Source organism: Streptomyces sp. NPDC048671 (assembly GCF_055587045.1).
On the sequence record NZ_JBVJHB010000004.1, the window covers coordinates 363,374 to 378,182 of the forward strand.

The 14,809-nt window shown below is 71.7% G+C and carries 9 protein-coding genes; 4 read left to right on the top strand and 5 right to left on the bottom strand.

Annotation, left to right across the window (positions count from 1 at the left end; genetic code table 11):
* Positions 1–90: 90 nt before the first annotated feature.
* Positions 91–690 (bottom strand): TetR/AcrR family transcriptional regulator, encoded by a 600-nt coding sequence (locus ACZ6S6_RS10565; protein ID WP_362962984.1) that lies wholly within the window; start codon positions 688–690, stop codon positions 91–93.
* Between the two features lie 274 nt (positions 691–964).
* Here ACZ6S6_RS10565 and ACZ6S6_RS10570 point away from each other — a divergent pair, with 274 nt between their 5' ends.
* Positions 965–3,256 (top strand): exo-beta-d-1,3/1,6-glucosidase, encoded by a 2,292-nt coding sequence (locus tag ACZ6S6_RS10570; RefSeq protein ID WP_469704832.1) that lies wholly within the window; start codon positions 965–967, stop codon positions 3,254–3,256.
* Positions 3,257–3,473: 217 nt separating this feature from the next.
* Complete coding sequence (locus tag ACZ6S6_RS10575) at positions 3,474–5,624, top strand: MMPL family transporter (protein ID WP_469704834.1); 2,151 nt, start codon at positions 3,474–3,476, stop codon at positions 5,622–5,624.
* 74 nt (positions 5,625–5,698) lie between these two features.
* On the opposite strand, the gene ACZ6S6_RS10580 is transcribed toward ACZ6S6_RS10575, so the two are convergent.
* Together ACZ6S6_RS10580 and ACZ6S6_RS10585 are read right to left on the bottom strand one after the other, a co-directional pair.
* Complete coding sequence (locus tag ACZ6S6_RS10580) at positions 5,699–8,827, bottom strand: GH92 family glycosyl hydrolase (RefSeq protein WP_469704836.1); 3,129 nt, start codon at positions 8,825–8,827, stop codon at positions 5,699–5,701.
* 175 nt (positions 8,828–9,002) lie between these two features.
* On the bottom strand, positions 9,003–10,673 hold the full coding sequence (locus tag ACZ6S6_RS10585) for an MFS transporter (protein ID WP_469704838.1): 1,671 nt from the start codon (positions 10,671–10,673) through the stop codon (positions 9,003–9,005).
* Positions 10,674–11,372: 699 nt separating this feature from the next.
* On the opposite strand from ACZ6S6_RS10585, the gene ACZ6S6_RS10590 reads away from it, so the two are divergent.
* Positions 11,373–12,338, top strand: a complete 966-nt coding sequence (locus ACZ6S6_RS10590; protein WP_469704840.1) for a TauD/TfdA dioxygenase family protein — start codon at positions 11,373–11,375, stop codon at positions 12,336–12,338.
* 217 nt (positions 12,339–12,555) lie between these two features.
* On the top strand, positions 12,556–12,786 hold the full coding sequence (locus ACZ6S6_RS10595; protein ID WP_362962996.1) for a hypothetical protein: 231 nt from the start codon (positions 12,556–12,558) through the stop codon (positions 12,784–12,786).
* A gap of 134 nt (positions 12,787–12,920) precedes the next feature.
* Here ACZ6S6_RS10595 and ACZ6S6_RS10600 read toward each other — a convergent pair whose 3' ends face one another.
* Together ACZ6S6_RS10600 and ACZ6S6_RS10605 are read right to left on the bottom strand one after the other, a co-directional pair.
* Positions 12,921–14,474 carry an alpha-galactosidase gene (locus tag ACZ6S6_RS10600; RefSeq protein ID WP_469705007.1) on the bottom strand — a complete coding sequence of 518 codons (1,554 nt, stop codon included), beginning with the start codon at positions 14,472–14,474 and terminating at the stop codon, positions 12,921–12,923.
* A complete protein-coding gene (locus ACZ6S6_RS10605; RefSeq protein ID WP_469704842.1) occupies positions 14,405–14,797 on the bottom strand; it encodes a hypothetical protein in 393 nt (130 codons plus the stop codon). The genes ACZ6S6_RS10600 and ACZ6S6_RS10605 overlap by 70 nt, the downstream gene beginning before the upstream one ends.
* Positions 14,798–14,809: the final 12 nt, after the last annotated feature.

Here is a 14,809-nt window from a genome sequence, read left to right on the forward strand (position 1 = left end):
CCAAGGCCCCTTGTCGATCATAGGCAGCGGGGCGCCGGACCGCTCGCAGAGATGTGTTCCGGTACGGCCGTCCGGGTGCCGGGCGGCCGCTCAGAGCTCCACGGTCAACTGCGCCTGTACATGGGCGCGCAGCACGCCCGCCATGTCCGTCGCGCAGCCGCTGAGGAGCCACTGGACCTGGAGTCCGTCCATCAGCGCGATCAGCTGCTGCGCCGCCTCGTCGGGCGCGATGCCGGCGCGCAGCGCGCCCTCGTCCCGCGCCTCCCGGTAGGAGACGGCCGTGGTGAGGACCGAGGTGCGGTAGCGCTCCACGAAGTACGTGTGGGCCGGGTGCCCGGTGGACGTCGCTTCGGCGGCGAGTACGGAGAACAGCTCGACGATCCCCCGGCGTTCGGCGTTCAGCGCGGCGAGGTCGACGAGGCGGCGCAGCCGGTCGACGCCCCTCGGACCGCCGAGGGCGAGCCATTGCCCGTCCACCTCGTCGCGGTGTTCCAGCACCGCGAGCAGCAGCGACTGCTTGGTCGGGAAGTGGTGCAGCAGACCGGGGTGCGAGATCCCGCAGCGGGTGGCGATCACGCGCAGCGAGGCGCCCCGGTAGCCGACCTCGCCGAACATGGCCATGGCCTGGTCGAGGATCTCCACGCGTCTGGCCCGGCCCTTGGCGTAGCCGCGCCGCGTATCGCCAGTCACGTGCCACCCTCCCCGGCCGTCTCGGACGGCATCACTGAGTACAGTCCCATACCCACATACTTACCACCCGGTCGGGATTCGGCGTACGGTGGGTCCGGGCGGCGAGTTGAGCCGTGCCGTGCCGACCGCAGGAGGCCTCGGACGATGACAACAGCAGGAGCGCGGCCATGACGCGTCTGCGGCGACAGACCGCGGCCCGTGCGCCGGCCGGTACCTTCCACCACCCTGATGTCCGCCCGATGAGAACGTCACCGACGTTGTGAAAGGAACTCCTGTGGGCTCCTCACTGCCCTATCTCGACCCCGCACTGTCCGTCCCCGAGCGCGTCGCCGATCTGGTCGGCCGGATGACGCTGCCCGAGAAGGTCGGCCAGATGCTCCAGTTGAACGCGAAGGACGGGGTCCGGCACCTCATCGAGGACATGCACGCGGGCTCGATCCTGCACGCCTCCCCCGACCGCGTCCTGGAAGCGGCCTCGCTCACCGAGCGGACCCGGCTGCGGATTCCGCTGCTCGTCGCGGAGGACTGCATCCACGGCCACTCGTTCTGGGAGGGGGCCACGATCTACCCCACGCAGCTCGGCATGGCCGCGACCTGGGACCCGGACCTCGTGGAGCGCATCGCGCGGGCGACCGCTGTCGAGGTCGCGGCGACCGGCGTCCACTGGACGTTCTCCCCGGTCCTGTGCATCACCCGGGACCTGCGCTGGGGCCGGGTCAGCGAGACGTTCGGCGAGGACCCCTTCCTCATCGGCGAGCTCGCCTCGGCGATGGTGCGCGGGTACCAGGGCGACGGCCTCGACGACCCGACGGCGATCCTGGCGTGCGCCAAGCACTTCGCGGGCTACTCGGAGACCCAGGGCGGCCGGGACGCGAGCGAGGCGGACATCTCGCGCCGCAAGCTCCGTTCGTGGTTCCTGCCCCCGTTCGAGCGGGTCGCCCGGGAGGGCTGCCGGACGTTCATGCTCGGGTACCAGTCCATGGACGGGGTCCCGATCACGGTCAACAACTGGCTGCTGAACGAGGTGCTGCGCGGTGAGTGGGGCTACACCGGGACGCTGGTGACCGACTGGGACAACGTCGGCCGCATGGTGTGGGAGCAGCGGGTCTACGCCGACCACGCGAAGGCGGCCGCCGCCGCGGTCCGCGCGGGCAACGACATGGTGATGACGACGCCGGACTTCTTCGGCGGCGCGCAGGAGGCGGTCGCCGGGGGCACGCTCGACGAGGCGGAGATCGATGCGGCGGTCCGCCGGATCCTGACGCTCAAGTTCGAGCTGGGCCTGTTCGAGAACCCGCGCCACCCCGACCGGGACCGGCAGGCAGCGGTCATCGGCAGCGCCGGGCACGCCGGGCTGAACCTCGAAGCGGCCCGCCGCTCGCTGGTGCTCCTCACCAACGACGGCACCCTGCCGCTGGCCGGCGGATTCGGGGCCGGTACGGACGGCCGCGCGCTCGCGGCACCCGGCGACGCGCCGCGCACGGTCGCGGTCATCGGGCCCAACGCCGACGACGCGCAGACCCAGCTCGGTGACTGGGCGGGGTCCTCCGGTCAGGCGGACTGGCTGCCGGACGGCCATCCGCGCGACATGATCCGTACCGTGCTGGACGGGTTCCGGGAGCACGTGCCGGACGGCTGGACCGTCACCCATGCGCGTGGGGCAGACATCCTCACCGTGGGGCCCGACCCCCAGGGGGCCTTCTTCCCCGACGGGCAGCCCCGGCCGGAGATCGTCGTCCCGGCGGAGCCCTCCGATGCGCTGATCGACGAGGCCGTCGCCGCGGCGCGGGCCGCCGACTACGTCGTCGCGGTCGTCGGTGACCGGATCGAGCTGATCGGTGAGGGGCGTTCGACCGCGACCCTGGAGCTGATCGGCGGTCAGATCGCGCTGCTCGACGCGCTCGCCGCGACGGGCAAGCCGCTGGTGGTGGTCGTCATCAGTTCCAAGCCGCTGGTGCTGCCGCCCTCGGCGCACAGCGCGGCCGCGATCGTGCACGCCTTCAATCCGGGGATGCTCGGCGGCCGGGCCGTCGCCGAGCTGGCTCTCGGCCTCGTCGAGCCGTCCGGCCGGCTGCCGGTCTCCTTCGCACGTCATTCGGGGCAGCAGCCGACGTACTACAACCAGGTGCGCGGCCAGCACGGCTCCCGCTACGCCGACCTGACGCAGAGTCCGGCGTTCGTGTTCGGGGAGGGCCTGAGCTACACGAGTGTCGCGTACACGGAGCTGGAGGTGCTCACCGAGGTTCTCGGCGCGGGCGACACCCTGCGGGCGCGCGTCCTGGTCCGCAACACCGGCGAGCGGCCGGTGCTGGAGACCGTGCAGGCGTACGTGAGCGACACCGTCACGTCGGTGACGTGGGCCGAGAAGGAGCTGAAGGCCTACCGTCAGGTGACGCTCGAACCCGGCGAGTCGCGTGAGGTCGTCATCGAACTGCCCGCCGCGGACTGCAGCCTGGTGGACGCCGAGGGCAACCGTGTCGTGGAGCCGGGCGCGTTCGAGCTGCTCGTCGGTCCGTCCTCGCGCGAGGAGGCACTGCTGCGGGCGGCCTTCACCGTCAAGGGCTGAGCCCCGCGCCCGCCGGGCCCCGCACGGACGGATAGTCCAACCGGGGCCCGGCAGCCGCCCGGCGGCGGGTCGCCGGAGTGCCCCGCGGACCGCGGCCTACTGTCACCGGCACGGAACCTGGGAGCGGGTGACGTGCGGAATCGGTGCGGCGCCGGTCACACGGCGGCCGCCGCCCCCTCGATGACGACGTCACTCCTGACGGAGTACGGGGAGTGGCATGGCGGACCTGCAACGGCGTCGACGGCCGGGGGCGGCGGCGCTGGTCTGCGGCCGGCGCACCAAATGGCTGGTGGTGGCGTTGTGGCTGATCGTCCTCGTCGTCGCGGCGCCGCTCGCCCAGAAACTCACCGGCGCGCAGGACAACGACGCCACGACCTGGCTGCCCAGCAGCGCGGAGTCCACCAAGGTCCTGGAGAGTTCGAAGGACTTCAGGCCCCAGATCATCACCACCGTCGTCGTCTACGCCCGTGAGGGCGGCCTCACCGGGGCGGACCGCTCCCGGATCGCACGGGACGCGCGAGAGCTGCGAACGGTGCACGCGCACGGGGTACGGGGTACGCAGACCCAGGGCCCGGTCTTCGACAAGAGGGTCTCCCCCTCGGCCGCGCAGATCTTCGTCCCCATCACGATGGGTGACAACGGCTGGAAGCAGATCGGGCCGGCCGTCGACTCGGTCCGGGACCTCGTGGGCGGCAGCGGCGACGGGCTCGCCGTGCACGTCACCGGTCCCGGCGGGGTCGCGGCCGACTCCGCGAAGGCCTTCTCGGGCATCGACTCGACGCTGCTGATCGCGGCGCTGGGCGTGGTCATCGTGATGCTGCTGATCACCTACCGCAGCCCCACCCTGCTTCTCCTGCCCCTGATCGCGGTCGTGGCCGCCCTCTTCAGCGCACAGGCCCTGATCTATCTGCTCGCGGCGCACGCGGGTCTGACGGTGAACGGCCAGAGCGCGGGCATCCTCACGGTGCTGGTGTTCGGCGCGGGCACGGACTACGCGCTGCTGCTGGTGGCCCGTTACCGGGAGGAGCTGCGCCGGCACGAGGACCGTCACGAGGCGATGGCTCGGGCGCTGCACCGGGCCGGGCCCGCGGTACTGGCGAGCAGCGGCACCGTGGTCCTCGGCATGCTGGTGCTGCTGGTCGCGGAGATGAACTCGACCCGGGGGCTGGGGCCGGTGGCCGCGATCGGCGTGGCGGTCGCCCTGATCGCCATGCTGACGCTGCTGCCCGCTCTGCTGGTGATCTTCGGCCGATGGGTCTTCTGGCCGGTCGTCCCGCACTTCGGCTCCGCCGAGCCGACCGTGCACGGGTTCTGGGCCCGGACGGGGCAGCGGCTGGCACGCCGTCCCCGTACGGTCTGGGTCGCCACCGCTCTGGTGCTCGCCGCCCTGTCCCTGGGGCTGTCGCAGCTGAACGCCTCGGGCCTCAGCAATGCCGACTCGTTCACCGGCAAGCCGGATTCGATCACCGGCCAGGAGGTGCAGGACCGCTACTTCCCGGCGGGCAGTGGTGATCCCCTGCTGGTCGTCGCCTCGGCCGGCCGGGGCGACGCGGTCCGCGGCGCGGTGGCGGCGACGCCCGGTGTGGTGCGCGGCTCCGTCGGCGTACCGCCGGGTGCGCGGCCGGAGGTGGACGGCCGGGTCATCATCGAGGCGACCCTGACGGCTCCGTCGGACAGCGGCCGGGCCAAGGACACGGTGGAGCGGATCCGCGGTGCGGTGCACCGGGTGCCGGACGCGGATGCCCAGGTGGGTGGCAGTACCGCGGCGCTGATCGACATGGATGCCGCGACCAGGCACGACAACATGCTGATCATTCCCCTGGTGCTGCTGGTGGTGCTGATCATCCTGGCGCTGCTGCTGCGTGCCCTGGTGGCGCCTGTGCTGCTGATCGCGACGGTGGTGCTGTCCTTCGCGGCCGCGCTCGGCGTCAGCGCGCTGGCCTTCCGTCATGTCTTCGACTACGCGGGCGAGCCCACGGACTTCCCGCTGTTCGTCTTCGTGTTCCTGGTGGCTCTCGGCATCGACTACAACATCTTCCTGTCGACGCGGATCCGCGAGGAGGCAGTTCTCCAGGGCACCCGGGCGGGTGTGGTGGCGGGCCTCGCCGCGACGGGTGCGGTGATCACATCGGCGGGTCTGGTCCTCGCCGGCACGTTCGCGGCGCTCGGCACCCTGCCGGTCGTGGTCTTCGCCGAGATCGGTTTCGCGGTGGCGCTGGGCGTACTGCTGGACACGTTCGTCGTACGGTCGGTGCTGGTCACCTCGCTCTTCCTGGACATCGGCCCGCGCGTGTGGTGGCCGAACCGGTTGGCCCGCGAGGACGCCGCGGCGAAGGGCGAGCCGGGGGCACCGGCCATGAAGGCATAGCCGCGCCCCCGCCTGACGGACCGGAGGACAGGGGCTCCTCCGGTCCGCGCCACGCCGTTCCCGTACCGCCGCTGTCAGCCGAGTCCGACGGCGAAGACGTGCAGGTCGGGGTCGTGAGGCAGCGTCACGCTCTTGATCCGCCTGCCGTCGGGCACGTCGAACGGTGTGGTGGCGAAGACATGTGCCGCGGGACCACTGCCGCCGGACTGGTTGCGGTGGTCCGTCCGGGCGACGAGCGCGTTGCCGAGGACCGGTTCCGTGCCGCCGCCCGGCAGGGTCCAGTCACCGAACGACAGGTCCGCCTCGGCCGTGCTGCCGTCGGTGAAGGTCACTGTGGCGCTGCCCTTGTGGTCGCCGTCGGTCGCCGAGCCGACGAACAGCAGCCGCCGGGCGTCCTCTCCGGCCTTGCCCAGGACGATCGACTGGCCGTCCGCGGCCACGTTGTCCGGCCTGCCCTGCGGTGCGGCCGGCCAGGTGAACGAGGTGCCGGACACCTCGGCGGGTGCGCCGCCGCGCAGCCCGGCCCCGGCCAGCGCCTGCCGGGAGTAGCTGTTGCCGTCCCCGTCGTAGTCGCCCTGCCCGTGATCGGAGTCGTCGGACATGCCGGTGTTGTCGTAGGCCGCCGAGAGGCTGCCCTCCGGTGCCACCAGAACGGTGACGGACAGCCGTACGGGATCGGCGGCTCCGCTCCCCCGTACCGTCAGCGGCACTTCGTAGTAGCCCTCCGGCGTCCGCGGACCGGCCGTGACCGTGAGCGCCGCGCTGCCCGAGCCTCCCGCACCGAGCTTCATCGTGGTCTTCCGCGCGCTGACCTTCAGCCCCTCGGGCGCGTCGGCGGTGACCGTCAGGGTCCGGTCGTGGCCGGCCAGACGCTGCCCGGCGACCTTGAGCACCGCGCCCTCGCCGCCGGGTTCGGCGGTGGCCTGGTTGGGTGTCGCGTTGGCCAGGAAGGGGCGTTCACCCGTGCGGTACGAGGGGGGCGCCGCCTTCGCGGAGGTCGCCCAGTGGGTGTCCGGGGTGCCGGACAGCGAGAAGTCGAGGCGTCCGCCGTCGCGCACCGTCGACCGGGGCAGGTACGTGCGCTCCCAGTCGCGCCCGTCGAGCTTCAGCTCGTGCACGTACGGGGTCTGCGCCGAGGCCTTGGGAGCCCGGATGTCCAGATCGGCGCCCCGGCCCGGCAGATCCAGCACCGCTCGTTCGAACAGCGGGCTGTGCACGGTGAGATCGGGCGTGCCCGGTGTCGAGGGGTAGAGGCCGAGCGCGGCCCACACGTACCACGAGGACTGCGCCCCGAGGTCGTCGTTGCCCGGTTCGCCGTCGGGTGTCGGGCTGAACAGCGTCGTGGCGACGTCCCGTACCGCCTTCTGGGTCTTCCACGGCGTTCCGAGGTGGTTGTAGACCCACGGGACCCCGAAGTTGATCTCGTTGCCCGCCCACATGTACGGCTCGTTCGGGCCCGCGTTGAGCTGGGTGAAGAAGGTGTCGAGCCGCGCGGAGGCGACGTCGCGGCCGCCCATCGCGTCGATGAGGCCCGCGGTGTTCTGCGGCACGAGCCAGTTGTACTGCGCGGCGTTGCCCTCGTCGAAACCGTCCTGGCCGAACTTGCCCTCCGGCGGCGGCTGGAATCCGGGGCCGTCCGGGAAGCGGCCGTCCTCGCCTCGGGGCTGGAGGTAGCCCGTTGCGGGGTTGAGGATGTTCTGCCAGTTCTGCCCGCGCCGGGTGAAGGCGCGCTCGGTCGCGGTGTCCTTCGCGGCGTGGGCGAGCTGAGCGATGGCGAAGTCGTCGATCGCCCATTCGAGGGTGACCGAGCCGCCCACGCGCTGGTGGTCGCCGCGCGAGGCGTCGTTGTTCGGTGCGTAGCCGCGTTCGACGTAGTTGGCGATGTCCGGGCGTTCCTTGTAGGCGCCCGGTGTGCCGTCCACCGTCGTCGCGCCCTTGACCAGGTACTTCAGCGCCGTCTTGAGGTCGAAGTCGCGGGCGCCGAACGCGTAGAGGTTGGCGATGAGGGCCACGGAGTTGTCGCCGGTCATCTGGCCCGTGTAGCTGTTGGCGAGTGGCCAGCGCGGCCACCAGCCGCCCTGTACGGCGTCGTTGACGAGCGACTGGGCCATGTCGCTCGCTTCCTTCGGCCACAGCATGGCCTGAAGCGGGGCGAGCGAGCGGTAGGTGTCCCAGTCGGAGAAGTTGGCGTACTGGGTGCGCCCTTCGGGGAGGGTACGCACCTTGTCGTCGAAGCCGATGTAGCGGCCGTCGGCGTCGTTGAAGGTGTTCGGGTGCATGAGCGAGTGGTAGAGCGAGGTGTAGAACGTCTTCAGCTCGTCGTCGTCCCGGCCGGCGACGCGCACCTTGCCCAGCGCCTCGCTCCACCGGTCACGGGTCTGCTTCCGCAGGTCAGGCAGGCTCCAGCCGGGCGCCTCCGAGGCCATGTTGGCCTGGGCACCGGCCACCGAGACGTAGCTCATGGAGACCTTGGCCCGTACCGTGCGCGCCCCGTCCGTGTCGAACGTGAGATAGGCGCCGGCCTTGGGCGCGTCCACGGTGTCGCTGTCCTTCGTGACGGACTTGCCGTCCCAGGTGCCGTGCCGGGTGAAGGGACGGTCGAAGGTGATCGCGTAGTGGAGCGTGTACTCGTTCCCCTTGCCGCAGAAGTTGCCCGTGGTGGCGGAGCCGGTGACCTCCCGGTCGCCGACGATCCGCAGATCGGCCTTCTTGTTGCCGGCCAGGCTGCCGCCGCCCTTGACGAGGACCTGGGCCGCGTCGGCGCCTTCGGGGAAGGTGAAGGCGGCCAGACCGGTGCGCGTCGTCGCCGTCAGCTCGGCCCGCACCTTCGAGTCGTCGAGCGTCACCGCGTAGTACCCCGGCTCCGCCTCCTCACCGGTGTGCGAGAAGTGCTCGCTGCGGTCCCAGGGCGCGGAGCCGACATCCCCGGTCACCGGGAGGATCGGCACATCACCGAAGGCGGTGCAGCCGACCGAGGCGTGGTCGAGGCTGAAGCCGCGGATCTGGTCGCTGTGGTACTGGTACCCGGCGTACGAGCCGGGGGTGTCGGGCGAGAACTGCATCATGCCGAACGGGGCGGCGGGACCGGGGAAGTTGTTGATCTCCCCCACGGTCGAGCCGCCGCGGCCGGTCCCGATGAGCGGGTCGACATGGCCGGCGGGGTCCTCGACCAGGTGCGCGCCACTCGCCGAAGCGGCTGACAACGTTGTCAGGCTGCCGACTGCCACGGCGGGTTGCACGGTCGCGACGAGCAGTGCCGCCGCGACGGCGGTCACTGCGCTCCGGGTACTCCAACGTCTCACTTACGCCTCCGGTGTGGTGCGGCTCAAACCCACCACACACTCGGCGACATGGCCGTGTTCCGTCAAGACCTGGGAGTCACCGGTCCGGATCGGGGCGCTCCGGACCGCCCAGCCCCGGTGGCTGCGGCGGCTGCGGCTGCTGCCGAGCGGGGTCCGGTCCGACCGCACCGGCCGCTCCCTGCGGGACGTCTCCGGCCCCCGCGCCGGGCATCCCGGGGCCGCTGCCACGCAGACGCTCCAGGTCCGAGGGGCGCACCTGGATGACGATCATGGCGATCAGCGCCGCCACGACGGCGAACACGACGGCGCACACGAAGGCTCGGGAGATGCCCGTCACCAGCACCTGGTCGCCCCAGTGCCCGGGGAGCTGGCCGGTCCTGCGGAACTGCGCCACCTCGGCGGGGGTCGCTCGCGACAGGAAGCGGGGGACCTGATCGGTGGCCTCGTTGCGGCTGGCCGTCCCGAAGACCGTGACGAGGATGGAGAGGCCGAGCGAACCGCCCACCTGTTGCGTGGTGTTGAGGATTCCGGACGCCGCTCCCGCCTCCCGCGCCGCCACACCGGACACGGCCATCAGCGTCAGCGACACGAACTGCAGCCCCATGCCGAGCCCGAACACCAGCACCGGGCCGAGAAGGCTGCCCAGGTACGTGCTGTTCGCGTCGGCCTGCGTCAGCCAGCCGAGTCCCACGGCGCACAGGACGGCGCCGGTCACCATGAAGGGTTTCGGCCCCCATCTGGGAAGCAGCTGGGAGGTGATGCCGGCGCCCACCGCGATGATCGCACTGACCGGCAGGAAGGCGAGACCGGCCCGGAGCGGGCTGAAGTCCAGGATGTCCTGCACGAAGAGAGTCAGGAAGAAGAACATCCCGAACATCGCCGCTGCCAGGCACAGCATCATTCCGTACACGCCCGCGCGATTGCGGTCGCGGAACATCCACAGCGGCGTGATGGGCTGCCTCGACCGGCCCTCGATGGCGATGAACACGGCGAGCAGCACGACGGCCGCGGCGAAGGCTCCCAGGGTGAGGGGGTTGCTCCAGCCCTTCTCGGACGCGCGGATGAAGCCGTAGACGAGCAGCACCATGCCCAGGGTGGCCGTCACCGCTCCCACGACGTCGAAGTGGCCCGGATGGCGTTCGGACTCCCGGATGTAGCGGGGCGTGGCGAGCACGATCAGCAGCCCGATGGGGACGTTGACGAAGAAGATCCACCGCCAGTCGAGCCACTCCACCAGGAGTCCGCCCGCCAGCAGCCCGATGGCGCTGCCGCCGGCCGAGACCGCGGCGAAGACACCGAACGCCCTGTTGCGCTCGGGCCCTTCGCGGAAGGTCGTGGTGATCAGCGAGAGGGCGGTCGGCGAGGCGATGGCGCCACCGACGCCCTGGAGTGAACGCGCCGCCAGCAACTGCCAGGATTCCTGGGAGAGACCGCCGAGCAGCGAGGCGAAGGCGAAGAGCACGACGCCGAACATGAAGACTCTGCGACGGCCGAGGATGTCGCCCAGCCGCCCGCCCAGCAGGAGCAGCCCGCCGAACGTCAGCGTGTAGGCGTTGACCACCCAGGAGAGGTTCTCGGTGGAGAAGCCCAGCGCGGCCTGGATGTGCGGAAGCGCGATGTTCACGATGGTGATGTCGAGAACCACCATCAACTGGCAGGAGCAGATGACGAGTAGGGCGATCCGGCTGCCTCGTGCCCGCTCCGGGGATTCGGCAGCCTGCCGGGGTGTCGCGTGGGAGTCCGTCATGGGATCGCTGGCAACTCAAAGATCGCTTGCAACTCAGACCAGGAGTGAACGCATTCGTTCACTTCCACGACATTAGTCCTGCCCGTCACCCCCCGCCATTCGATGGAGGCCCCGGCCCCTCGGTCCGGTGTCACGGGGGCCCGACGTTACGGCGGCGTGAATTCGTGCGGGGCCTCGCAGCAGGCTCACGGGCGGGGCGCGCGGGCGCCGGGAGGACCGGGAAAACCCCTGGTCGCAGAGGGTTTGATGGTGCCCGTCCGGATAGGTCGCGGGCTGCGCGCAGGCGCCGGCCGGACCGCTGCCGGACGCTCTGCGGGGAGCGGGTACGTGCTTGACGTACGCGGAGGGGCGCTGCGAGTCTCCGGGACATGTTCGCGACGGCCTCTCCCGATGCGCGGCCCGCCCCGCGCGACGGCGGCACCGCAGTGCCGCCCGGGTGTCCGGGCCGCTGTAGCGCTGCCTGACCGGCCGCTGTCGCACCGCGATTCCGCTTCGCGCGGCTCCACACCGCCCACGCATCCGCATCCGCATCCGTACCCGGACCGTTCCGCATCCGTACTCGGACCGTTCCGCGTCCGACGGCGGGTGCCTCACCGTCCCAGGGTCCGTTTTCTTCCTCTCCGAGATCAATCAAGCCCGCCGTTGACCGGGTTCCGCGAACGGTCAGGGGCGGGCGTGCCCTTCGAAAGGAATGCCGCCATGTCCTCGGCAACCACCGCTCCCGCTTCCACCGTCAGCGTCCAGAAGGCCGGCGGCCGCATCGGCGCCGTCATCTCCGGGGTGCGCCTCGGCGGCGACCCCGGCCCCGAGACCGTCGCGGCCGTCCGAGCCGCGTTGCTGGCCAACAAGGTCGTCTTCTTCCGAGGCCAGGACCACCTGGACGAGGACGGCCACGAGGCGTTCGGCCGGCTGCTCGGCACCCCGGTCGCCCACCCGACCGTCCCGTCCACCGACGGCCGCTACTCGCTCGGGATCGACTCCGACCACGGCGGCCGGGCCAACCAGTGGCACACCGATGTCACCTTCGTGCCCGCCTATCCGGCCTTCTCCATCCTGCGCGCGGTCACCGTCCCGCCCTACGGCGGCAACACCCTGTGGTCCAACACCGCTGCCGCCTATGCCCAGTTGCCCGAGCCGCTGCGCACCCTGGCCGACAGCCTTCGGGCCGTCCACTCCAACGACTACGACTACGTCGCGCAGCGTCCGGACGCCCTGCCCGAGGCGCTTGCCCAGTACCGGAAGGTGTTCACCTCGACTAAGTTCCTCACCGAACACCCGGTGGTCCGCGTCCACCCCGAGACGGGCGAACGGGTCCTGCTCCTCGGCAGCTTCGTCCAGCGCATCAGCGGGCTGAACGGCCGCGACTCCCGGGCCCTCATCGAGCTGTTCCAGTCCCACATCGAGCGCCCGGAGAACACCGTGCGCTGGCAGTGGCAGCCCGGCGACGTCGCCATCTGGGACAACCGTGCCACCCAGCACTACGGCGTGGACGACTCCGGCACCCACGAGCGCAAGCTGCGCCGCGTCACCATCGACGGGGACGTCCCCGTCGGCACGGACGGCCGCCCCTCCACCCTCATCAGCCCCACGGAGGTGCCCGACCCGGCTTTCGGAATCGCGTCCGGTGCCTCGGCCGCCCCGGTGACCGAGAAGGCCGGCGCCTGAACGAGCGCGGCTTCCGGTTCGCCCTCGACGGCGAACCGGGCGTCGGATCCGTCCCGGCTCCGTGCATGCTGTGTCCCGGCTCCGTGCATGCTGTGTCCCGGCTCCGTGCATGCTGTGAAGGGCGAACCCGTGCGGGGAGTCCTGCTCGCGGTGCGCATTGAGCCGGTTTCAGGGACGGGACACAGTTCTTTTATTGCGCAACCTTTAAAGTATGGTCATGGATACCGATTGCACGACACGCGAGGAGCACGCGGTGCTCGTCGGGGGCCCCGCCCACGGCCTGCGCATGCGCGTCACCGACCGGCCGCCGGTCGTACAGGTCACCCGCCCCTGCGAGGTGGAGGCCCCGCCGGGCGGCGTCCGGGCCGAGGCCCTGTACGTCTACCGGCTCGGCCTGCCCGCAGGCGACGGACCGCTGCGCTACGGCTACGACGCGGCGAGCCCGTGACGCCACCCGGTGGCCCACCGGCCCGCGAGGGGCCGGCCGGTGGGCCGGCGGTCAGTTCGCGGGCAGCCGGGCCGCGACCTCGATCAGCAGGGCCTGCCCCGGATTGAGCGTCGGCATCGGCAGCCCCGCACCGGTCAGCACGGCGCCCGGCATCGGGACCCAGCCGTCGAGTGCCGCCGTGCACCAGACGGGACCCGTGACCTGGTGGGGGGGGCCGGCAGCCCCGCCTCCGTACGGATCCGGACCCGGTAGGACCGGCCGGGGGCGAGGCCCGGCAGGCGGACCCGGCCGGACTGACCCGGCACGGAGGTCTCCGTCCGCGCCCAGCAGTACAGCGCGGCCCCGGCGTCCGGCGCGACCACGCCGTGCAGCTGTGTGGCCTCGTCGTCGAGGTCCGCCCTGACGACCTGTCCGGCGTGCAGCAGCCCGCGCAGCTCCTTGTACAGCGCCGCCCACCGGCCCAGCGCCGCGCGTTGCGCGGGGGTGCGCGCGGTCAGGTCGTCCTCGATGCCCGCGTGGCCGAACAAGGCGGTGATCAGCCGGAACGAGTCGTCGGCGACCCGCCCCGTCGTGTGGCTGCGCGGGCCTCCGACGTGGGCGCCGACGAGCTCGGGCGGCAGCAGCTGCCCGGTCCAGCGCTGGATCGACTGGCGCTCCAGCGGGTCGTTGCAGTCCGATGCCCAGACCCGGTCCGTACGGGCGAGAACGCCGAGGTCGACGCGTCCGCCACTGCTGGAGCACGACTCGATCTCCAGCGCGGGGTGGCGTGACCTGAGCGCGTCCATCAGGCGGTAGAGGGCCGCCGTCTGGGCGTGCACACCGGGCCGGTCGGTGCCGTGCGCACCGCGCCGCACCGCTTCGTGCAGGTCCCGGTTGTGATCCCACTTGAGGTAGTCGATGCCGTACTCGGTGACGAGGGCGTCAAGCCGCTCCAGCAGGTGGGCGAACGCGTGCTCGTCGGCGACGTTCACCGCGTACTGATGGCGGGAGCTCGGCCCCACTCCCGCCGACGGGCCGAGAATCCACTCGGGATGCTCCCGGGCCATCCGGGAGTCGAGATTCACCATCTCCGGTTCCACCCACAGCCCGAACTGCATCCCGTGGGCGTGCACCCGGTCCGCCAGCGGGGTCAGCCCCTCGGGCCACACCCGCGGGTCCACCGTCCAGTCACCGAGTCCCGCCGTGTCGTCCCGGCGGCCGAGGAACCAGCCGTCGTCCAGGACCAGGCGTTCCACCCCGACGGCGGCGGCGTCGTCGGCCAGCGCCAGGAGCCGTTCGGGGCGGTGGTCGAAGTAGACCGCCTCCCAGGTGTTCAGGGTCAGCGGACGCGGCGTGGACGGATGCTCCGGGCGGGCGCGGAGCATCGTGTGGAAGCGGCCGGCCAGTCCGTCCAGGCCCTCGCCCGACCAGGCGAAGAAGCACTCGGGCGATTCGTACCTGCCGCCCGGAGCCAGCCGGATCTCGCCGGGTGCCAGCAGCTCGCCGCCGCCGAGGACTCCCCCGTGCACCCCCGCGCCCTCGGGCAGCCGCTCCGCGAGCCAGCGCTGGTTGCCGCTCCATCCCACGTGCAGGGCCCAGACCTCGCCCGTACGGAACCCGAAGCCGGGCACACCGACCGTCAGGAGGTGCGGCGCGTCCAGTCCGGGCTTGCCCCGGCGCACCTCGCGGACATGGCCCGCGAACGCCAGCCGGCCACGCTGCGGGGAGCGTTCGCGGCACCACTTGCCGGTGAAGGCGCGGTGGCCGTCCCGGCGCAGTGGCCCTGGTGGGCCGGGGTGCCCAGCCAGCCGTCGGCCTCGGTGGGCCAGACCGTGAACTGCCTTGGTTCGTCGGGGGCGTTGTTGAGCGCGGCGGCGTCCGCCGTCAGCCCGAGGGCCGCGAGACCGTCGCCGGTCAGCTCACCGAGGTCCTCACCCCAGTGCAGGACACGGGGCAGCGGAGCACGGAGTTCGACGACGAAACTCACCCCGGCCGCGCGCAGGTGCGCGATCCGGGTGGTGATGCGGGTCATGGCACGTCCTCT